Origin of the sequence: Myxococcus xanthus (genome assembly GCF_013116825.1) — a bacterium.
GTDB classification, from domain to species: domain Bacteria; phylum Myxococcota; class Myxococcia; order Myxococcales; family Myxococcaceae; genus Myxococcus; species Myxococcus xanthus_B.
Map to the genome: position 1 here is coordinate 50,478 of NZ_JABFNS010000032.1, position 19,812 is coordinate 70,289.

A 19,812-nucleotide genomic window follows, 5' to 3' on the forward strand; every position below is an offset into this window, starting at 1 on the left:
AAGCCGCCGCCTCCCCATGTCGCGGGAGGGCGGCGGCTCCTGAAGTCCGGCGGTGCGGACGTCCGTTCCTAGAACTGGTTCCAGAGGTACTGGTTGGTGACCTCGTGGTGGAACTTGACCTCCGAGTACTTCACACGGCTGCCCAGCTGCTTCGGGCTGCGCTCGGCCGTGGTCGTCTTGAGCTCGGCGAACTTGCTCTGCAGGCCCTCACCCAGGATGGACGCCACGAACTGGCTGCCCTTGAAGATGCGGATGGCGTCGAAGATGTTGTCCGGCAGGAAGCGGGTGCGGCTGCGCTTGGTCTCCGCGTCCTCCTGCGGCTGCGGGCCCTCCAGGCCGGTGCGCAGCAGGGTGTAGAGCACCAGGTACGGGTTGGAGTCCGGCGCCACCGAGCGGCACTCGATGCGCGCGCTGCGCTCGTTGCCGAAGGGGATGCGCACCATGGCACCGCGGTTGTTGGCGCTGGCCTTGATCTGGTTGGGGGCCTCGAAGTGCGGGTCCAGGCGGCGGTACGCGTTCACGCTGGAGTTGAGCGTGAGGCAGATGTCATTCGCGCTGGTGAGGATGCGGTCGATGAAGTCCCAGCCCATGGGGCTGAGGCCGTCCGGACCGTTCGGGTCGTGGAAGAGGTTCTTCCCGCCCTTGGACAGCGACAGGTTCATGTGCATGCCGTTGCCATTGACGCCCGTCACCGGCTTCGGGAGGAAGCTGGCGGTGCAGTCCAACTGCGCGGCCACCTGGCGGCTGAGCAGCTTGTAGAGCTGAATCTGGTCGGCCGCGATGAGGGCCTCGCTGTACGAGAAGTTTATCTCGAACTGGCTGGGCGCCACCTCGGGGTGGTCCTTCTCGTTCTGGAAGCCCATGGCGCGCTGGGCCTCGGCCACCTTGTCGATGAACGTGCGCAGCACGTCACCGGGCAGCGAGTGGTAGTAGCCGCCGGTGGAGATGAAGTCGAAGTGGCCCTTCTCGTGGAAGTGGTGCTCGGCGTCGCGGCCCTTGAAGAGGAAGCCCTCGATTTCAGGCGCCGCGTGAACCACCATGCCGTCTTTCTGGTACATCGACTCGGTGAGCTGCTTCAGCCTGCCACGCAGGTCGGACTGGTACTGCGTGCCGTCACGCTCGTGCACCTCGCTGAACACCAGCACCTTGCCCGGGCCGAAGATGTCCGAGGGCAGCCAATAGAAGGCGCTCCAGTCGATGTTCAGCCGCAGGTCGCTCTCCTGCTGCGCGGAGAAGCCCCGGATGGAGGAGCCGTCGAAGGTGAGGTTGTCGGCGCTCTTGATGAGGAACTTCTTGTCGTAGTCCAGCATGTGCAGCCGACCCTCGAGGTCGGTGAAGCACACGGTGACCGCCTTGATGGCGCGTTCCTTCGTCAGGTACTCGATGCGCTCGTCACGGAGCTTCTCCTGCGCGATGTGCTTGAGGCGCTGCTCCTTGACCTTGAGGTTGCGCTCCTCGAGCTCGTCGTAGGGAATCTCCAGGAACGTCCGTAGCCCCTTCGCGTCCATTGTTCGTGCCTCCCAGGCCGGATTCTTCGCCGTCGGTGCGGCGGGATGAATCCGTGGGCCCAGGTATTTACATTTGCCGGGTTGAAATCAAGCCTAAATCTCGAGCGGCGGAACATAAAATCTTGGCGATGAAACCTTTGGAGCCCGCTGGATGACATTCCCGCCTGCCAGGGGAGCCCTCGGGTGGATGGCCGGTGGGCACAGGGGCGGGCTTCCCGGTCGGCCCCAGGCAGGCGGGCGGATGTCGCGGAGTAGGATGTCCGCATGAGCTCGATGTGGGTCCTGGAGACGCCCGCTCCCACCGCGGATGCGCGCATGGCGTATGGCGGGGAGCCTCACCAGTTCGGGGACCTGCGAATGCCCGAAGGACTGGGGCCGCACCCGGTGGTGGTCGTCATCCATGGCGGCTTCTGGCGCGCGAAGTACGACCTGGAGCATGCCGGGCACCTGTGCGCGGACCTGACCCGGCGCGGCTTCGCGACGTGGAGCTTGGAGTACCGGCGCGTGGGGCACGACGGCGGTGGCTGGCCCGGCACGCTGGAGGACGTGGCGCGTGGCGCTGACTTCCTGCGCGCGCTCGCACAGGCCCATGCGCTGGACCTCTCACGCGTCGTGGCGCTCGGTCACTCGGCGGGAGGGCACCTGGCGGCGTGGCTGGGGGCCCGGCACCGGCTGCGGCCCGGCGATGCGCTTTACAGTGCGGCGCCGTTGCCCCTGCATGGCGTGGTGTCGCTGGCGGGCGTCGTGGACCTGCCGCGCGCATTCTCGCACCGGCTGGGGGACGGCATCGTGGAGACGTTCCTGGGCGGCACGCCGTCCTCGGTGCCGGAGCGCTACCGCACCGCCTCGCCCGCGGGGCTCCAGCCGCTCGGGGTGCCACAGGTGCTCATCCACGGAGCGGAGGACGACACCGTGCCCGTGTCGATGAGCGAGGACTTCTGCGCGCGCGGCCGTGCGCTGGGAGACGACGTCCGCAGCGTCACGTTGCCGGGCGCGGGGCACTTCGAGGTCATCGACCCGCGCTCGCGGGAGTGGCCCCACGTCGTGGCCGCGGTGCAGTCCTTGATGTGAGGCTTTGCATGGGAGCGGTTGGGTTTACCTGAAGTTCACGGTAAGTGTGGGGGCGTGAGTATCGTCTATTTGCTGGTCTACATCCTTGGGAGCGCTTTGGTGACCATGGGCCTTTCCCGGGGCATCCAGGCCGTGTTCGAGGGCTCGCCGGTGGGCGCCGCGGTCCCAACGCTCCTCTATGGGGTCGGGGCCATCGGCCTCGCGGGGTTGTTGCATGCGCTGGCGATACGGCGGCAACTGAAGGAGGGAAAACCCAGTGTGATGCCGCAGATGAAGCGTCACCACATCTGGGGGTGCGCCGCCATGTGGGCCGGGCCCCTGCTCGCGGGATGGGTTCAGTTCGAGCTCTTCCGTGACCCCATCGTGATGTTCAGCCAGTCGACGTTGGTGGGCGGCATCCTGATGACGTTCGGTGTGTGCTCCCAGCTCATGGTGCGCTGGCGGATGCCGTGGGTGGGGACGATGGTGACCGTGGCGCTCGTGGGCCTGCCGCTCGGGTGGCTGAGCAGCGACCTCCTCATCGCGCATTTCAATCATCACCTCACCACCGTGGTGGTGCCGCTTCGGAAGGAGGTGGGCGGGGAGCCTCGACGCAGCGTGTACGAAAGGGACTTCCCGGACATGCCGCTCCTTCCGCGGGAGAGCTTTGATTCGCAGCTCGAGCTCCTGGCGGCGCTCTCCGAGGCCAAGGCGGTCAACTTCGACGAGGAAGTCGCGGCGGGCCGTATGCGGAAGCTCGACGACGGCAGCTACGTCAGAGTCGCGTCGGACGGGGAGGAGAGCGTCGTGGAGGTCGCGGACATGAAGAAGCTCATGGAGGACGCGCGCGAGACCGATGCGCGGCGTGTCGCCGAGGCGCATGCCGCGGAAATGGCGGCGTGGGAGGAGGATTATCGCCGGCGCAAGCAGGGCGGCCGGTTGTTCACTCGGGCCGCCGCGGACTGAGCCGGGCCAGTCGAGGCGCCCGGCCAGGCCCGCGTCGTTGGACGCGCTCAGAAGCCTCGCTGCGCGCCGCCGTCCACCGCGATGGACTGCCCGGTGATGTAGGACGCCTGCTCGGAGGCGAGGAACGCCGTGAGCGCGGCCAGCTCCTCCGGGCGGCCCAGCCGCCGCGCGGGAATCTGCGGCGCCACCTTCTCGTCCGTCAGCCCGAGCTGCTGCATGCGCTCGGTGGCGTGGTAGCCCGGCAGCACCGCGTTCAGCGTGACGCCGTGCTGCGCCACCTCGTTGCTCACCGTCTTCACCAACCCGAGCAGGCCCGCGCGCAGGCCGTTGGAGATGGTCAGGTTGTTCATCGCCTCGCGCGCCGCCAGCGACGTCACCAGGACGATGCGGCCCCACTGGCGCTCCTTCATCCCCGGGAGCACCGCCTGGATGCCATCCACCGCGGCCATCCACAGGCTCTGGAAGCCGAGCTGCCACTGCTCCGCCGTCAGGGATTCGAAGCCACCTGACGGTGGCCCGCCCGTGTTCACCACGAGGACATCCACGCCGCCCAGCTTCGCGGTGACAGTCTCCACCAGCGCCTTCGCGGCTTGGGGCTGCGTCAAATCGCACGGCACCGCGAGCGCCGCGCCCAGCTTCTTCGCGGCCTGCTCCAGCTTGTCGCCACCGCGCGAGCAGATGGCCACCGTGGCGCCTTCCTTCACCAGCGCCTCCGCGATGGCGTAGCCCAGCCCCGCGGACGCGCCCATCACCAGCGCGCGCCTACCCTTCAGTCCGAAATCCATCAGCGTGCTCCTTCATGAATGGTGTCAGCCGGCTCCGGATGAGCTCCGCCGCGCGCTTCAGGTCCACGTCCTCCGCCCGCGGCAGGCCCTCGCTCAACTCGGAGACGATGCCGTCCGTCAGCGCACCCACCTGATAGGCCAGCCGGTAAGGCACGTGGCTGAAGCTCACCAGGGAGTAGCGGCTGACGAACTCGCCCGGGAAGGCGTTGAGCAGCACCTTCTCCACGGCCTTCCGGAACTGGAAGCGCGGGTCTCCGGTGCTGTCGCGCATCTCGACGAAGTTCTCCACCGCCATGTCGGCGATGGCGTCCGCGTTCGTCTTGCGCAGGCGTTCGAAGTCCGTGAAGACCTGCTCCCAGCCGGCGCCTTGTCCCAGCAGTTGGTCCAGGACGACGCAGTCCTCGAAGCCGCAGTTCATCCCCTGGCCGAAGAAGGGGACGATGGCGTGCGCCGCGTCGCCCAGCAGCAGCGTCTGTCCACCTGCGTGCCAGGGCGCGCCCTTCACCGTCACCATGCTGCCCGTGGGGCGCGAGAAGAACGTCTCCACCAGGTCCGGGATGAGCGCCTTCGCGTCTGGGAACTGCGCGCCGAAGAACGCCTCCAGCTTCGCGGGCGTGTCCAGGGACGCGAAGCTCACCGGCCCCTGCCAGGGCAGGAACAGCGTGCAGGTGAAGCTGCCTTCCTCGTCGGGCAGGGCAATCAACATGAACGTGCCGCGAGGCCAGATGTGGAGCGCGTGCTTCTCCATCTGGAACGCGCCGCCGGGCCCCGCCGGAATCGTCAACTCCTTGTACCCGTGGCCAAGCTGCTCCTGCGTCCCGTTGAAGCCCGGCCGCTTCTCCAGGGCCTGACGGATGGCGGAGGCGGAGCCGTCCGTGCCGAACACCACGCGGCCGGGTTCCTGGCGCGCCTCTCCGGTGGCGTCGTCGTGCACCGTGAGCGCGCCCGAGCCGAAGTCCACGTCCGTCACCCGCTGCTTGAAGCGGATGCGCACCTTCCCGGTGGCCTCCGCCGCCGTCATGAGGAAGGCGTTCAGCCACCCGCGCGACATCGCGTTGATGTGCTGCGAGTCGTCCTTGCCGTAGGGCTGGTAGACGAGCTCGCCTTGCGGCGGGTGAATCATCCGCCCGCGCATGGGGATGGCGTGCTTCAGCGCCTCGTCTTCCAGGCCCACCTGCCGCAGCGCGTGCAGCCCGCGCGTGGAGATGGCCAGGTTGATGGAGCGGCCCGCGTCGACCAGCTCGCTCCGCATGTCCGGGCGCCGCTCCAGCAGCTCCACGGTGTGGCCCCGGCGCGCCAGGTAGATGGAGAGCAGCGAGCCCACCAGCCCCGCGCCCACCACGGTGACGGTGTCCTTGCGCGCCTCACTCACGGGCGTGGCCCTCCAGCGTCTTCACGAAGCGGTACACGTCCGTGAACGAGTTGTAGAGCGGCGCGGGTGCGGCGCGGATGATGTCCGGCTTGCGGAAGTCGCAGATGATGCCCGCGTCGCCCAGCCGCTTCAGCAGGCCCTGGGGCTCGCCCCGGAAGCGCAGGGACAGCTGGGCGCCGCGCTGCTGCGCGTCCCGGGGCGTGGTGATGCGCACGAAGCCCTCGGGCAGCCTGTCCAACAAGAACTCCAGGAAGCCGGTGAGGCGCTCGCTCTTGGCGCGCAGCGCCGCCATGCCGGCCTGGTCGAACAGCTCCAGGGACGCGCGCAGCGCCGCGAGCTGGAAGATGGGCGGGTTGGAGAGCTGCCACCCCTCCGCGCCCGGCAGCGCGCTGAAGGTGGGCCCCATCTGGAAGCGCGTCTGCTTGTCGTGGCCCCACCAGCCCTCGAAGCGGGGCAGGTCCTTGGTGTTCGCGTGCCGCTCGTGGACGAACACGCCGCCCAGCGCGCCCGGGCCCGCGTTGAGGTACTTGTACGAGCACCACACCGCGAAGTCCGGCCCGTCTTCGTGCAGCGACAGCTTCAGGTTGCCCGCGCCGTGCGCCAGGTCGAAGCCGACGAAGCAGCCCTTGGCGTGCGCGGCCTTCGTAATCGCGGCCAGGTCGAAGGCCTGCCCGGTGAGGTAGTTCACGCTGCCCAGCATCACCAGCGCCACCTCGTGGCCGTGCTGCTCCAGCGTGGCGAGGATGTCCTCGGTGCGCAGCGTCTCCTCGCCCGCGCGGGGCGTGAGCTCCAGCACGGCCTCGCGCGCGTCGTAGCCGTGGAAGCGCACCTGGGAGGCGACGGCGTACTGGTCCGACGGGAAGGCGCCGGCCTCCACCAGGATTTTGAAGCGCTGCTTCGTGGGCCGGTAGAACGACACCATCATCAGGTGCAGGTTCACCGACAGGGTGTTCATCACCACCACTTCCAACGGCTTGGCGCCCACCAGCCGCGCGGCCTGCTCGGTGACGAGCTCGTGGTAGTGCAGCCACGGGTGGCGGCCGTGGTGGTGTCCCTCCACGCCCAGCCGCGCCCAGTCCTCCAGCTCCTCCTGGATGTAGCGCGCGGCGTTGCGCGGCTGGAGGCCCAGCGAGTTGCCCGCCAGGTACACCACCGGCTTGCCGTCCGGGCCGGGCGGGAAGTGGAACGCGTCGCGGTAGCCGCGCAGCGCGTCTTCCGCGTCCAGCTTCCGCGCGAAGGACTCGGAGTCCTCGAAGGGGGATGGCGTCGTCATGGTGCGAAGTCCTCGGGGGCGCGTCCCAGCCAATCGAAGGCGTTGCGCCAGAGCAGCCGCTCACGCGCGGCGGGTTCCAGCTCGGTCAGGGACTCGATGAGCGTGCCCGGGCGGTCCTCGCCCAGGGGGAAGGGGTAGTCACTGCCGAGCGCCACCTTGTCCTGTCCGAAGAGCCGGACGATGTAGCGCAGCGCCTCCGGGTCGTGGACCAGCGAGTCCACCCAGAAGCGGCCCAGGTAGTCCCGGGGCGGCACCGGGTTGTCCACGGCCACCAGGTCCGGCCGGGCCTCGAAGCCGTGCTGAATCCGGCCGAGCGTGTGGGGGAAGGCGCCGCCGCCGTGCGCGAAGGCGAAGCGCAGCTTGGGCAGCCGCTCCATCACGCCGCCGAAGATGACGGAGCAGATGGCCAGCGACACCTCGGCCGGCATGCCCACCAGCCACGGCAGCCAGTACTTCTGCATCTTCGCCTCGCCCATCATGTCCCACGGGTGGACGAAGACGGACGCGCCCAGCTCGCTGGCGGCCTCGAAGAAGGGGAACAGCGCCGGGTCGGACAGGTTCCAGTCGTTGACGTGCGAGCCAATCTGCACACCCGCCAGCCCCAGCTCCTTCACGCAGCGCTCCAGCTCGCGCACCGCCAGCTCCGGGGACTGGAGCGGCACCGTGCCCAGGCCCACGAAGCGCTTGGGGTGCGCGTGCACCACGGAGGCGAGGTGGTCATTGAGGAAGCGCGCCAGGTCCGCGCCGTGCTCGGGCTTCGTCCAGTAGCCGAACATGACTGGAATCGTGGACAGCACCTGGACGTGGACGCCGGCCGCGTCGCACTCCTCGATGCGCTTCACCGGGTCCCAGCAGTTGCTTTCGATTTCGCGGAAGAACTTGCCGTCATCCCGGAGCATGCGCGCGCGGCAGGGCGCGTGGTGGTCCAGGGTGATGAAGCCGCCGTAGCCGTAGCGCTCGGCGAAGCGAGGCAGGTGGGCGGGGAGGAGGTGCGTGTGGATGTCGACCTTCAACGGGCGGGGCCTCCCTTGACCACCTTCGTCCCGCACTTCTTGCAGGTGCAGTTGTCGGGGTTGCCGTAGAAGTGCTCGAAGATGGGCGGCAGCTGCGTCACCAGGTTGGTGACATGCACGAACTCTTCATAGAGCTTTTCGCCGCACTGCGGGCACAGCCACATGAAGCCGTCCAGCTCCTTCGGCTGGCGGCGGCGCTCCAGCACCAGGCCCACCGTGCCCGCGGGACGCTGGGGCGAGTGGGGCACGTTGGGCGGCAGCAGGAATATCTCCCCTTCGTGGATGGGGATGTCCTGCACCTGGCCGTCGTCGATGACCCGCAGGTTCATCGTGCCCTCGAGCTGGTAGAAGAACTCCTCGCCCTCGTTGATGTGGAAGTCCGTGCGCGCGTTGGGCCCGCCGACGACGGTGACCATGAACTCCCGGTCCTCCCACACCTGCTGGTTGCCCACGGGGGGCTTGAGCAAGTGGCGGTGCTCATCAATCCACTTCTTGAAGTTGATGGGGGTCAGGCGGCCCATTCATTCACCTCCGATGGTGGCGATGCACTTGAGCTCGATGGCAATCGGCGTGGGCAGCCGGTTGATTTCGAGCGTGGTGCGGCACGGCGGGTTGTCCTTGAAGTACTCCGCCCACAGCCGGTTGTAGGTGGGGAAGTCCTTCTTCATGTCGGTGAGGTACACCGTCACGTCCACCAGCTTGTCCCAGGAGGAGCCTGCGTCCTCCAGGATGTAGCGGACGTTGCGGAACACCGAGTGGCACTGCGCCTCGATGTCGTAGGAGACGATGTTGCCCTCCGCGTCCAGCTCCACGCCGGGAATCTTCTTCGTGCCGCGCTCGCGCGGGCCCACGCCGGACAGGAACAGGAGGTTGCCCACGCGCCGGGCGTGGGGGTACAGGCCCACCGGTTCGGGGGCCTTCTGCGAATCGACTCGTGCGCTGTCACTGCTCACGGCGTGCTCTCCTCACGTGGGGGTAGGGGGCTCACAGCTTGATGCAGACGTTCTTCGGCTCGGTGAAGAAGCGCAGCGCGTCCCAGCCGCCCTCGCGTCCCACACCGGAGTCCTTCACGCCGCCGAAGGGCGTGCGCAAATCGCGCAGCATCCACGTGTTCACCCAGACGATGCCGCTGTGCAGCCGCGAGGCGAAGCGGTGCGCGCGCTTCACGTCCTGGGTCCACACGCTGGCGGCCAGGCCGTACCGGGTGGAGTTGGCCCACGCGAGCACCTCGTCCTCCGAGTCGAAGGGCGTGATGCTGGCCACCGGGCCGAAGATTTCTTCCTGGTTGGTGCGGCACCCCGCGTCCAGGCCCTCGATGAGGGTGGGCTCCACGAACCAGCCGTTGCGGCAGCGCCCGGGCACGCTGGCGCGCTGTCCGCCGGTGAGGATGCGGCCACCCTCCTGCTTCGCCAGGCTCACGTAGCCCAGCACCTTGTCGAAGTGCGGCTGCGACACCAGCGCGCCCTGGTCCGTGCCCGCCTCCAGCGGGTCTCCCACCTTGAGCGCGCGCGTGCGGGTGACCAGCGCCTCCTTGAAGCGCTCGTAGAGGGGCCGCTGGACGAAGATGCGCGGGCCGCAGAGGCAGATTTGCCCCTGGTTGGCGAAGGACGAGCGCAGCGTGGTGGCCAGCGCCTCATCGAAGTCACAGTCCGCGAAGATGACGTTGGGATTCTTGCCGCCCATCTCCAGCGACAGCTTCTTGAAGGCGGGCGCGGCCACGCGGGCAATCTCCGCGCCGGTGCGGGTGCTGCCGGTGAAGGAGATGGCGCTGATGTCCGGGTGCTCGCTCATCGCGGCGCCCACCTTGGGGCCCAGGCCGTGCACCAGGTTGAGCACGCCCGGCGGCAGGCCCACGTCGCGGCAGACCTGGGCCAGCAGGTACGCCGTCATCGGCGTCACCTCGGACGGCTTGGCCACCACGCAGTTCCCCATGGCGAGCGCCGGGGCAATCTTCCACGTCAGCAGGTACAGCGGCAGGTTCCACGGGGAGATGCAGCCCACCACGCCCAGCGGCGCGCGCAGGGTGTAGTTGAGGGCCACGTCGTCCGTCTGGTGCGCCTCGCTGGAGAACTGCGTCACCGCGTCCGCGAAGAACTCGAAGTTGAGGATGCTGCGCGGGATGTCCACCGTGGAGGCGACCGACAGCGGCTTGCCGGTGTCGATGGACTCCGCGCGGGCGAAGGCGTCCAGGCGGCTCCGGATGCCATCCGCGATGCGGCGCAGCATGCGAGCGCGCTCGGTGGCCGGGGTGGTGGCCCAGGCGGGGAAGGCCCGCGCGGCGGCCTCCACCGCGTGCTGGACGTCGGACGCGTCGGAGTCCGGCACGTGGGCATACGTCTCGGCCGTCGCGGGCTCGGGCTTGTCCAGCCACCCGCCTCCGCGTGCGGGCAGCAGCTCACCACCGATGTAGTTGAGTACCTTCTCCATGGCCGAGCCCTCCGGTAGCGCCTGCCCATGGCCCGGCGACGGTGAGCCCCGCCAGCCCTGTGGGAGGGCGCGCAATGTACGCCGCCCCTCCGTACCTCACCAGCGCCACGCGCGCCCGCAGTCCACTGTCATGGAATCGGGGTCGCCCGCCTGGAAGGCTCAGGGAATGCCGCACTGCGCGAACGCGCGGGACCGCCAGCCGCGCCCCGCGGTGCAGCCGCTGTCAGTGCGCCGGGTGGGGCACGCGCAGTCCGCCCCGGGGGGGCCGGTCCTCGCGGCCCGCGCCCAGCAGCAGTCCCGCGAGCACGAGCGGGCCGCGATTCCGGGCGCTCACCGGGAGCGCTCCCGCCCCTGTCTCCGCGCGCGCTGCTTCACCGGCACGGGGGGCGGAACTTCTCGCGTGGCGAAGAACAGCGCGCCCAGGATGATGACGAGGACGAGGAAGGGCAGGGCGGTGAAGGACAGCCGGCCCCAGAAGTGCTCATCGAGGATGGCGGCCACCACGTCGGGGCGGCAGGTGGGGCATGCGGAGGCCGCGGAGGCCGTCAGCAGCCCGGTGGTGAAGCCCGTGAGAATGCCTCGCTTCATAGGTCGCCCCTCCCTGGGTGGACGGGAAGCTCACCACCCCACCGGGACGCGGCAAGCGGTGGGCGTTCCCTGAAGCCACGAGGCCGCCCGTCAGCCCCGCCTGCCGGGGTGGATGAATGTTGGCGGGACCGCCACGCGCGAGCCGCTCGGCTATAACGCGGCACCTGGAGGAGACATCATGTCGCGGAAAGTGGCGCTCATCACCGGGGCTTCGGCGGGTTTGGGAGAGCAGTTCGCACACCTGTTCGCGAAGGACGGACACGACGTCATCCTCGTCGCGCGCAGCGCGCCCCGGCTGGAGGCGCTGGCGGCGAAGCTGGAGCAGGCCCATGGCGTGAAGGCACACGTCTTCCCAGCGGACCTGGGCCGGCCGGAGACTCCCGAGCAGCTCTTCGAGGCCGTGCGCGCGAAGGGGCTGGCGGTGGAGTTCCTGGTGAACAACGCGGGCTTCGGCTCGTGTGGTCCCTTCCTGGAGCAGGACCTGTCGCGCGAGGCGGAGATGGTGGAGGTCAACTGCACCGCCCTCCTGAAGCTGTCGCACCTGTTCGCGCGGCCCATGCGGGAGCGGGGCGGCGGGCGCATCCTCAATGTCGCCTCCACCGCGGCCTTCCAGCCCGGCCCGTTCATGGCCACGTACTTCGCGACCAAGGCCTTCGTGGTGTCCCTGTCGGAGGCGCTGGCGCACGAACTCAAGGGCACGGGCGTGACGGTGACGTGCCACTGCCCGGGGGCCACGCACACGGAGTTCACCCAGCGCGCGGGCAACGGCCAGACGCGGTTGTTCCAGCGGCCGGGCGTGGCCAAGGCGGAGGACGTGGCCGCCCATGCCTACGCGATGATGATGCGCGGCCGGGTGCTCTCCATCCACGGACTGCTCAACTGGGTGGGGACCGTGGGCGTGCGCTTCAGCCCGCGCGTGGCGGTGCGCGCGCTCGCGGCCAGCCTCAACCAGCAGGGCTGAGGCTGGCGTCCGCGGCGGCGCCGCTCAGTTGTACGTCGCGGAGAAGACGAGCGACACGTTGGTGACGTTCCAGCTGTCGCTGTTCGACTCGTTCCGGATGCGGCCCAGGGCCAGCTCGGCGCCGATGCCGAGGCCCCAGTTCTTGCTCACCCACCACTCCTTGCCCACGCCCAGATGCAGTCCGCCGCCGATGTCCGACTCGGCCACCTTCTCGCCGTCGTCGGTGACGCTGAGCTGCGTGTACGTGAGCGCGCCGGACAGATACACGTTCGCGGGCATGATGTAGTAGGTGACGCCCAAGCCCACGGCGCCGAAGTTCTCGCTCAACTTCTCGTTCTGCCCTTCGACGGTGAGGTCCCCCACCTGGAGGCTCGGGTTGGGGGCGGACGCACCGTAGAACTTCGCGTAGAGGATGAAGTTGTTGACGAGCGCGAAGCCGAGCTCCGCGTTGATGTTGGCGCCGCCGCCCTTCACCACGAGATCGGGCGAGATGTCAGTCGCCTTGGCACGCAGATAGCCACCGCCCACCTGCAGGCGCAGGTAGAAGCCGTCGTGGGCGTGCTCGTCGTATTCCTGGGCGCTCGCGGTGGTGGCGGTGAAAAGCAGGGCCGCGATGATGCTGGGGTATCGCATGAAAACAGCTCCTTCGGAGAATCCCACCCGGCCGGGGGCTCTGCGCTATGTAGCACGGGGAGCGGAAAGGCCAGCGTCCGCTTCAGGCCGGGCCGCGTTCGCGAGACTTGCGCGTTCGCGTTCGGGTGCCGGAAGCTCCGCGCCACCATTCGGGCGGTGCGCCAGCCTGGCGTGGCCGGAACGACCAAGAGAGGGACGGGGATGACCGCGACCGTGGACCACGAGGCACTGGCACATTTCCTGGACTCGGCCAGGCTGGAGCGTCGCGAGGTGGCGCCCCTCACCCGCGAGCACCCCGCGTTGAGCGTGCCGGATGCCTACGCCATCCAGGAGGCCGGAATCCGGCTGCGGCTGTCCCATGGCGAGCGCGTGGTCGGCTTGAAGATGGGCCTCACCTCCGAGGCCAAGCGCAAGCAGATGAACCTGGACTCGCCCGTGTATGGCGTACTCACGGACCGGATGCAGGTGCCCGCCGGCGGCGTGATTTCGTTGTCACAGGGCGTCCACCCCAAAATCGAGCCGGAGATTGCCTTCCGCACCGCGCGTGAGCTTCGCGGCACGGTGACGCGCGACGAGGTGCTGGACGCCTGCGAGTCCGTGTTCGCGGCGATGGAAATCCTCGACTCGCGCTACCGCGACTTCAAGTACTTCTCCCTGCCGGACGTGGTGGCGGACAACGCGTCGTCCTCGCTGTTCGTGCTGGGCACCGCCGAGCATCCTCCGCGCGCGATGGACCTCACGCGGCTGGAGATGACCCTGTCGGTGAATGGCGAGCCCGTTCAATCCGCCCGCTCGGACGCCATCTCGGGTGACCCGGTCATCTCCGTCATCCAGCTGTGTGAGCTGCTGGCCCAGCGCGGCCAGGTGTTGCCGGCGGGGAGCATCGTGCTCGCGGGCGCCGCCACCGCGGCGCACATGCTGCGCCCGGGGGACCGGGTGCAGCTCACGGTGGAGGGGCTGGGCCTCGTAGCGGTATCCGCCGAGTAACGCCGGGCGCTACCCGTCGAGCGGAGCGCCCGCCGCTTCCATCACAGGCCGAGGCGCGCGCGTGGATGACAGGCGCTGGAGCAGGTGCCACGCCAGCTCCCGCGCCTGTCCTCGAATCTCGGGGACGGCCGTCGTCTCCCACAGCTCGCCCCGGCGCGGCGGGCCCAGGGTGTAGAGGCGTCCCGAGGCACGTCCGCCCGCGTCCAGCAGCGCGCCGTCAGCGTCCGTGGCCAGTCCCATGCCCAGGACGTCCGGGCGCACCAGCCCGGCCTCCACCAGCCCACCCAGCACCGGATGGCCGCGCGTCATGGCGCCCTCCGGCCCCGTGCAGTTGATGACGTGCTGGACGTGCAGCAGCGTCTCCTCCCCGCCCTGGCCCCGAGGGCGCACGCGGACCTCCACGCCGGACGCCTCCAGCGAGAAGCCCTGGACGCGCGCCGCATGGAGCGTCAGCCGGCCCTCGCGCCGCAGCCGCTCCACCATCTCGCCAATACCGGGCGCCATCCGGTGCCGGTGCACGTCCCAGTACGAGCGCAGGTGCCGGAGGAAGCGCTGTCGCTCGCCCACCGGCAACCGCTGCCACAGCGGTACCGTCACGGGCCGCAGCGCGTCCACCACCGTCCGCCAGTCCGCGCCTGCCTCCGCCGCGCGCCGCACCTCCCGGCGCAAGAGGTGGAGGATGGGGCGGATGCGCACGGGAACCGGGTGTGTGCCCGTCGCGCTCATGTCGCCGCGCTCGCGCCGCACCTCCTGGCGCAGGGCCCGCAGCGCCTCCCGGAGGCCGGGCGAGGCATACGTCGCGGCGCCTGCCCGGGGTATCTCCTGGTGCACGTGGGGCAACAGGCCGTGCCGGGACAGCGCATGGATGTGTCCCTGGTGTCCCAGCTCCACCAGCGACAACACGGTGTCCACCATGGTGAGCCCCGTGCCGATGAGCAGCACGTCGTCGGTGGCGGACACGCCCTGGAGCGCGTCTAGCGCCCAGGGGGAGCGGTGATACCGGAGGCTGGTGTACAGCCCGCCGTCGGGCACGCGCAGGTTGGAGGGCAGCGCATTGCCCAGGGCCAGCACCACGGTCCGGGCCTCCAGCTGTCCCCCGCTGGCCAGCGCGACGCGCACCGCGCCGTCGTCCGTCTCCTCGACCGAGGTGACGTCGCTGGTCACCACTTCCAGATGCACGCCCTGCGCGGCCTGGGCGCGCGCCTCGCGCAGCACCGACTCCAGGTAGCGGCCATAGCGCTGGCGGGAGATGAACGCGCCGGGCGCCGTGTCCGGCAGCTCACGGCGCACCCAGCGCAGGAAGTGCTCCGGGTCGTCCGCGAAGGCCCCCATCCGCGCCGCTGGCACGTTCAGCAGGTGGCACGGGCTCGTCGTCGAATACGCCAGCCCCAGGCCCGCCCGCGCACTCCGCTCCACCAAGGCCACGCGGAGCGGCGCCCGCGCGCTCCGCAGGAGGTGCACGGCCAACAGCGTGCCGCTGGCGCCTCCCCCCACGATGGCCACATCCCACCACCCCAGTGCTCGCACGCACCCATCGTAGGTCCTGACACGCTCGCTGGCATCCTCTGGTGGCGGCCGGGGGGCCAAGCGCCGGGTCCGGATGTCCGGCCCTCCTCCCTGGGCACGAGGCTGTTCCGTGCCCACACTCCGTCGCACACGCGGGGGGAACACCATGCGCGAGCCCATCATCGACCAGCGTGAGCACGGCGCGGTGGCCCAGGCGCTGCTCGGCTGGCCATTGCCAGAACAGACAGCAGACATCGTCTCCATGTCATGGCTGGTGGAGCGGCTGCGCTCCAGCAGGGTCGACTGGGGACTGCTGGACAAGCTGGTGCGCTTCGAGCCCTCGGGCTACACGCGGCAGACCATTGCCCGGACGGCGGCGTGCGAGCTGCTGCTCGTCTCCTGGCTCCCCGGGCAGGCGTCCCGCGTCCATGACCATGGCGGCTCCGGGGGCGCCTCCTGGCTGGTGCGGGGCAGGCTGCGAGAGACGCGCTTCGCGTGGGCGGGGGACCGGCTGGTGCCCGAGGTCATCGTGGGCGCGCGCGAGGGCGACCTCCTGGTGGAGTTTCCGGACACCATCCACCGCATCGACAATGTGTCCCGCCACGAAGCGGTGTCCCTGCACCTCTACGCGCCGCCGATGCAGGGGATGACGCCGTACGACGCGAGCCTGGCGCCGGAGTCGCTCAGGCCACCGCGTCCGCTTGCTGCGGAGCGCGAGTCGCCTGGGCGAAGGCGCCGGCCACGGGCAACGTGACGCGGAAGATGCTGCCTCGCTCCGGGGCGCTCTCCACCGTCAGGGTGCCGCCCAGCGACGTCACGATGCCATGGCACACCGCCAGCCCCAGGCCCGTGCCCACGCCCAGGGGCTTGGTGGTGAAGAACGGGTCGAAGATGCGCTCGCGATGCTCCGGGGAGATGCCGCAGCCGGTGTCGCGCACCTCCACCGCCACCCGTCCGGCCTTCGACTCGCAGGCCACGATGTGGACCTCGTTCTTCTCCACCTCGCCGGGGACGATGGACTGCGCCGCGTTGAGCAGCAGGTTGAGGAACACCTGACCCAGCCGCGCGCCGTTGCCCTGGACCGGCGGCAGGCCCTCGCAGTCCACCACCAACCGCGCGCGGTGCCGCAGCTCGTGCATGGCCATCTTCGCCGCCGTGCGCACCACCGAGCCCAGGTCCGATGGGCCCGTGCCCACGTCCTCCGCGCGTGACAGCGTCTGCAGGTCCCGGACGATGAGGCGGATGCGCTCTGCGCCGTCGCGCGTCTCCGCCAGCGCTTCCAGCACCTCCTGCCGGTCCTGCTCGGACAGGTGCTCCTTTTGTTGCAGCTCCTGGTGGATGTACTCCAGGTTGCTGAGGATGAAGGCCAGCGGGTTGTTGATTTCGTGTCCCACGCCCGCGGCGATGCGGCCCAGCGCGATCAGCCGATCCGCGAACAGCAGCTGCGCCTGGGTGGCGCGCAGCTGCTCCAGGCTGCGGGACAGCTTGACGTTGGCCGCCTCCAGCGCCGCGGTCCGTTCGCGGACCGTCTCCTCCAGCAGCGCCGCCTCCCGTGTGGAGGACCGCGGCGCGCGAAGCCGCACGCCATTCACGGTGGGGCCCTGGAGCGTGTCGAAGGCGCGCCGCAGTGTTCCGCGCCGCTGTGCCACCGCCGACATCAGCATCACCCTCGCTCGCAGCGTCATCACGTCCGGCTCCAGCGGTGTGGTGTCTGTTCGTGGAAAATCCCCGAGTCGTGACAGACCCGCGTAGTCAACACTGTCATGGTGGTCAGGGGCAAGGGACGGAAGGAGGGTGACAGCGTGCGCCGCAGGACGGAGGCAGTGTGTTCCATCCGAGCACCCGCTGCATCAGTAGGGGCACGTGCCGCAGTCCGCCTGGCAGCTTCCCGCCACGACGCCGTCGCCGCAACGTTCCGTGAGCTGACAGACGCCGTCTCCACAGCGGTGGATGTCGCGTGGCTGCAGACGCGTCGTGAGCGGCTGGAAGGTCCGTCCGTTATACGTGCAGGTTTCGTAATAGGGCGGCTCGCCGTGAGGGGGCGGGTTCTTCCTGTCCGCGTCCTGGCTGACGGGGAGGGCCGCCGTGGCGGCGCGTTGGCAGCGTGACTCGCAGGTGCCCGTGTGGATGATGGGCAGGCAGTCCGCGTGGGCGGGGTTCGAGGGCAGGCCGCAGGCGCGCACGGTGCTTTCGTCCTCGCGCAGGTAGCCGCGGTCCGTGGCGGCGAAGACGCCGGTGCCGTCGAAGAGGTTGCCGAAGAAGCACGCCTCCCGCTCGCTGAACGTCGACAGCTCCTGCTCCGTGTACGGCAGGGCACCGCCCCGCGCGTCGCGGCCCAGCACGGAGATGGCGACGGAAATCCCGAACTTGTTCGCATGGGCCGCCAGGCAGGCTGAGACGATTTCTTCTTCCTGGGCTGTCGCCGGTGCGCCCGTGGCCCAGTTGAGTGCGAGACCCAGGCCTCCTTCCCAGGTGTACTTCACCCCCGTCACCGGGTTGGTGTACTTGCGCTGCTGATTCTCCTTCGCGGCGCACCGGATGATGTAACGCATGAGTTCATCGGCGCGTGCGGGGTCCTGGTTGAACCAGTGAGAGAATCCAACCGTGGAGAGCCCATTGGTTGATAAGCCATGGGTGGACAGTCCGTTGGTCGAAAGGCCATTGGTTGACAAGCCATTGGTCGACAAGCCGTTGCCTGATTCGGCTGACGCGTGGGCTTCGCGCAGCGTCCACGTAGCACCCGTGAGCTCCGCTGGACCACATGCCCCGCCTCCGAATCCCAGCGCCAGGCCCAGCAACCCTCCGGCGATGCGCGGCCGGCGCAGGTGTTTCAGGCAATGATTGATTCGGAATCCAGACAGAAACGCTGGCATGAGACGCATGGCTTTCCCCCGTTTCGGGGAGCGAGCAATGCCAGCTCCCCGGATGCCATCAGTTCCAGCTCCCACGAACTAAAACACTGTCGCTGATGGGTGAAGCCAGTGTGACGGTGTTCACGTCGTGAGAAAATATGGCCCGGCGGGAATATTCGGGTGGGGGTCTGCCCGGAGACACCTGGTTTGTGTCATGGGCGACGACCTCGCGCCTACCTGCTCGCAAGCTGATAACAGATACGTGTTTTCCGTCAGCTAGTCGCTCTCGTCGAACTCCAGGGCGAGCGCCGCCGCTGGTGTGAGCGCGAAGCCATCCGCGGTGCGCAGGCGCCAGGTGCCCACGTCGGTGACGGGGCCTCCCACGACTTCCGACTCCGAGGCGTCGCCGCGCGTCTCCGCCTGGCCCAGGTGGACACAGAGGTGGACGCGGGCGTTCACCGGGTCCGCCAGCTTCTGCGCCATGTCCTGGAGCACCCGCAGCGTGCGCTCCGCCTCGCGCAGGTACCCGGTGCGCTCGGCGCTGGGGGCGCCGTGGTCCAGCGGGTGCACGGCCAGCAGGGAGGTGCCGGACTGGAGCGCCAGCAGGAAGCCGCCACCGCGCAGGCCCTGCTCGAGCCCATCCAGCACGTCCGCGAGCACCGCGTACACGGCGTCATCATCCTGGGCGGAGGTGGCGAGGACGACCTCGGCGTGGACGGCCAGTGCCAGCCGCGTGCGGCGCGTGGGCTGGACGGGCTCCTCGGCTGCTTCGCTGAGCGCGGCGAGGAAGGCCGTCACGCTGCCGAAGCGGCGGCTGCCATCCTTCTCCAGGCAGCGCAGCACCACGGCGTCCACCGCCGGGGACACCGCGGCGATGGCGCTGGGCCGGGGCGCGGGCGCCTCCAGGTGCAGCCGCTCCAGCTCCATCCGGTCCTCGCACTGGAAGGGATAGCGGCCGGTGATGAGCTGATGCAGCAGCACGCCCAGCGCGTAGATGTCCGTATGCGGGCCAATGGGGCCGCCGCGGAACTGCTCGGGCGCCATGGCGTGCGCGGTGCCCAGCCGCTGGCCGGCGATGGTGAGCCCTTCCTGCGACGGCTCGGCGTGCAGCAGCTTGGCGATGCCGAAGTCCAGCAGCTTCACCCGGGGGCGCTCACCCTCCTCCACGACGAGGATGTTGCTGGCCTTCAAGTCGCGGTGGACGACGCCCGCACGGTGCGCGGCCTCCAGCGCGCCGCAGACGGGCTCCAGGTACGCGAGCGCGCGCGTCGACGACAGCCGCCCGCGCTCCTGCACCACCTGGCTGAGCGTGCGGCCGGTGAGCAGCTCCATGACGTAGTAGGGGCTGCCGTCCGGCATCAGCCCGAAGTCATAGACGTCCACGATGTTGGGGTGGCGAATCTGGTTCACCACGCGCGCCTCGCGCACGAAGCGTTTGAGCATCTCCCCCTGGTCCGCCAGGTGCGGGTGGAGGACCTTCACCGCGGCCCGCCGGCCCAGGATGCGGTGCTCCGCCTCGTACACGCTGCCGTGCCCGCCCGAGGCGAGCAGCGCCTTGAGGAGGTACTCCCCGGCCAGCGTGCCCGGGCCTCGCTGCGCACGGGAAGGGTCGCTCTGGGCCCGCTCGGATGCATGCAGGTCCGCTCGGGCCTGGATGCGAAAGGTGCTCTCGGAGTCCGCCGCCATGGGGTGCCTCATCCTTACACCTTTCCCCCAGGAGTCTGCGCTGACGCCGGGGGGAATTCCCGCCGCGCCGCGGCATCGGCGTGTGGGCGTGGGTCACCCATCGGGGAGGACGTGGGCGTGTCCGGCGGGGTGTTCGCTGGCGGAAGGTCTGCTGCCCTGGGGTCGGGGGGGATTGGACGGAGGGGCCCTGGCACTGATGGGATTC

Annotated in this window: 19 protein-coding genes; 5 read left to right on the forward strand and 14 right to left on the reverse strand. The window is 69.5% G+C overall.

Features of this window, described 5'->3' with window-relative positions; genetic code table 11:
• Positions 1–68: 68 nt before the first annotated feature.
• Positions 69–1,508: a glutamine synthetase family protein gene (locus tag HNV26_RS11965; protein ID WP_171443052.1), complete on the reverse strand. Its 1,440-nt coding sequence runs from the start codon at positions 1,506–1,508 to the stop codon at positions 69–71.
• 264 nt (positions 1,509–1,772) lie between these two features.
• Between HNV26_RS11965 and HNV26_RS11970 the strand changes: the two genes are divergently transcribed.
• Together HNV26_RS11970 and HNV26_RS11975 are read left to right on the forward strand one after the other, a co-directional pair.
• Positions 1,773–2,579 (forward strand): alpha/beta hydrolase family protein, encoded by an 807-nt coding sequence (locus HNV26_RS11970; RefSeq protein ID WP_171443053.1) that lies wholly within the window; start codon positions 1,773–1,775, stop codon positions 2,577–2,579.
• Positions 2,580–2,633: 54 nt separating this feature from the next.
• The gene (locus tag HNV26_RS11975; protein ID WP_366816853.1) at positions 2,634–3,524 is read left to right on the forward strand and encodes a hypothetical protein; all 891 of its coding nucleotides are present in this window, start codon (positions 2,634–2,636) and stop codon (positions 3,522–3,524) included.
• Positions 3,525–3,571: 47 nt separating this feature from the next.
• Here the strand turns inward: HNV26_RS11975 and HNV26_RS11980 are convergent, their stop codons facing one another.
• The 8 genes from HNV26_RS11980 to HNV26_RS12015 all read right to left on the reverse strand — a co-directional run bounded on the left by HNV26_RS11980 (position 3,572) and on the right by HNV26_RS12015 (position 10,982).
• Positions 3,572–4,309, reverse strand: coding sequence for an SDR family oxidoreductase (locus HNV26_RS11980; RefSeq protein ID WP_171443054.1), 738 nt, complete (start codon positions 4,307–4,309; stop codon positions 3,572–3,574).
• Positions 4,287–5,681, reverse strand: a complete 1,395-nt coding sequence (locus tag HNV26_RS11985) for an FAD-dependent oxidoreductase (protein ID WP_171443055.1) — start codon at positions 5,679–5,681, stop codon at positions 4,287–4,289. The genes HNV26_RS11980 and HNV26_RS11985 overlap by 23 nt, the downstream gene beginning before the upstream one ends.
• A complete protein-coding gene (kynU, locus tag HNV26_RS11990; protein WP_171443056.1) occupies positions 5,674–6,954 on the reverse strand; it encodes a kynureninase in 1,281 nt (426 codons plus the stop codon). Before kynU ends, HNV26_RS11985 begins: the two co-directional genes overlap by 8 nt.
• Positions 6,951–7,967 (reverse strand): amidohydrolase family protein, encoded by a 1,017-nt coding sequence (locus HNV26_RS11995; RefSeq protein WP_171443057.1) that lies wholly within the window; start codon positions 7,965–7,967, stop codon positions 6,951–6,953. The genes kynU and HNV26_RS11995 overlap by 4 nt, the downstream gene beginning before the upstream one ends.
• A complete protein-coding gene (nbaC, locus tag HNV26_RS12000; RefSeq protein ID WP_171443058.1) occupies positions 7,964–8,488 on the reverse strand; it encodes a 3-hydroxyanthranilate 3,4-dioxygenase in 525 nt (174 codons plus the stop codon). Before nbaC ends, HNV26_RS11995 begins: the two co-directional genes overlap by 4 nt.
• The gene (locus HNV26_RS12005) at positions 8,489–8,920 is read right to left on the reverse strand and encodes a RidA family protein (protein ID WP_163777778.1); all 432 of its coding nucleotides are present in this window, start codon (positions 8,918–8,920) and stop codon (positions 8,489–8,491) included.
• A 31-nt stretch (positions 8,921–8,951) separates the two neighbouring features.
• The gene (locus HNV26_RS12010) at positions 8,952–10,394 is read right to left on the reverse strand and encodes an aldehyde dehydrogenase (protein ID WP_171443059.1); all 1,443 of its coding nucleotides are present in this window, start codon (positions 10,392–10,394) and stop codon (positions 8,952–8,954) included.
• Between the two features lie 330 nt (positions 10,395–10,724).
• Positions 10,725–10,982, reverse strand: coding sequence for a hypothetical protein (locus HNV26_RS12015; protein WP_171443060.1), 258 nt, complete (start codon positions 10,980–10,982; stop codon positions 10,725–10,727).
• 178 nt (positions 10,983–11,160) lie between these two features.
• On the opposite strand from HNV26_RS12015, the gene HNV26_RS12020 reads away from it, so the two are divergent.
• Positions 11,161–11,943 carry an SDR family NAD(P)-dependent oxidoreductase gene (locus tag HNV26_RS12020; protein ID WP_171443061.1) on the forward strand — a complete coding sequence of 261 codons (783 nt, stop codon included), beginning with the start codon at positions 11,161–11,163 and terminating at the stop codon, positions 11,941–11,943.
• Positions 11,944–11,967: 24 nt separating this feature from the next.
• Here the strand turns inward: HNV26_RS12020 and HNV26_RS12025 are convergent, their stop codons facing one another.
• Positions 11,968–12,576 (reverse strand): outer membrane beta-barrel protein, encoded by a 609-nt coding sequence (locus HNV26_RS12025; RefSeq protein WP_216612130.1) that lies wholly within the window; start codon positions 12,574–12,576, stop codon positions 11,968–11,970.
• Positions 12,577–12,777: 201 nt separating this feature from the next.
• On the opposite strand from HNV26_RS12025, the gene HNV26_RS12030 reads away from it, so the two are divergent.
• A complete protein-coding gene (locus tag HNV26_RS12030; protein WP_171443063.1) occupies positions 12,778–13,563 on the forward strand; it encodes a 2-keto-4-pentenoate hydratase in 786 nt (261 codons plus the stop codon).
• Positions 13,564–13,572: 9 nt separating this feature from the next.
• Here HNV26_RS12030 and HNV26_RS12035 read toward each other — a convergent pair whose 3' ends face one another.
• On the reverse strand, positions 13,573–15,090 hold the full coding sequence (locus HNV26_RS12035) for an FAD/NAD(P)-binding protein (RefSeq protein WP_366816854.1): 1,518 nt from the start codon (positions 15,088–15,090) through the stop codon (positions 13,573–13,575).
• Positions 15,091–15,235: 145 nt separating this feature from the next.
• On the opposite strand from HNV26_RS12035, the gene HNV26_RS12040 reads away from it, so the two are divergent.
• The gene (locus tag HNV26_RS12040) at positions 15,236–15,823 is read left to right on the forward strand and encodes a cysteine dioxygenase (RefSeq protein ID WP_171443065.1); all 588 of its coding nucleotides are present in this window, start codon (positions 15,236–15,238) and stop codon (positions 15,821–15,823) included.
• On the opposite strand, the gene HNV26_RS12045 is transcribed toward HNV26_RS12040, so the two are convergent.
• The 3 genes from HNV26_RS12045 to HNV26_RS12055 all read right to left on the reverse strand — a co-directional run bounded on the left by HNV26_RS12045 (position 15,753) and on the right by HNV26_RS12055 (position 19,607).
• Positions 15,753–16,754, reverse strand: a complete 1,002-nt coding sequence (locus HNV26_RS12045; RefSeq protein ID WP_171443082.1) for a sensor histidine kinase — start codon at positions 16,752–16,754, stop codon at positions 15,753–15,755. The genes HNV26_RS12040 and HNV26_RS12045 overlap by 71 nt on opposite strands.
• Before the next feature lie 165 nt (positions 16,755–16,919).
• Complete coding sequence (locus HNV26_RS12050) at positions 16,920–17,951, reverse strand: hypothetical protein (RefSeq protein ID WP_171443066.1); 1,032 nt, start codon at positions 17,949–17,951, stop codon at positions 16,920–16,922.
• Positions 17,952–18,197: 246 nt separating this feature from the next.
• The gene (locus HNV26_RS12055; protein WP_171443067.1) at positions 18,198–19,607 is read right to left on the reverse strand and encodes a serine/threonine-protein kinase; all 1,410 of its coding nucleotides are present in this window, start codon (positions 19,605–19,607) and stop codon (positions 18,198–18,200) included.
• Positions 19,608–19,812 lie beyond the last annotated feature (205 nt).